General features: G+C 64.8%; 1 protein-coding gene. It reads right to left on the bottom strand.

The window, feature by feature from the left end:
* The coding region (locus GTW58_RS14405; RefSeq protein ID WP_209436599.1) for a transposase at window positions 1-360 on the bottom strand (360 nt) is incomplete at its 3' end.
* Window positions 361-551: the final 191 nt, after the last annotated feature.

Genomic DNA, 551 nt, shown 5'->3' with positions numbered 1-551 from the left:
ACGCCACGGCCACGGGAATCCCCGCGCCACCGAGCCCAGATACGAGCGGGTACGCCATTTTGGGGAGCCACCGAGTTTCAGATTCGCCTGCGACAGATACGCCGCCGCCCGCCTGAGGACCTCGTTCTCCTGCTCGAGGAGGCGGATCCGCTTCTTCAGCTCCCGCGCCTCAGCTGCCTCCGCCGCGGTCTGACCGGGACGGTTGCCTTCTTCGACATCGGCTTGGCGGAGCCAGTTCTGCAGGGTCGCTTCGCTGATGCCGAAGTCGGTCGCGATCTGTTTGATGGTGACGCCGCTCTCACGACGTCTGGCGACCGCGACGACGTCCTCGCGGAACTCTCTGGGATAGGGACCGGGCATGATGACATCCTCCCCGCCAGCGCCTCCCGGCACTAACGATCAGTTGTCACCGATACGTTCCTCACGCCCCCTTGTTCACTCGAGTTGGCGATAGGTCCGACATCCGACAACCCGAACGTTGGTACCCGGCAGCGCCTCGATGCTGAGTCGAGGCCCCACAGAAGACCGCACCCCTGGACGACAGTTCCACC

The organism is Kocuria subflava (assembly GCF_012163155.1).
In the GTDB taxonomy this organism is placed as follows: Bacteria; Actinomycetota; Actinomycetes; order Actinomycetales; family Micrococcaceae; genus Kocuria; species Kocuria subflava.
This window is presented reverse-complemented; position numbering and strand designations above follow the sequence as displayed.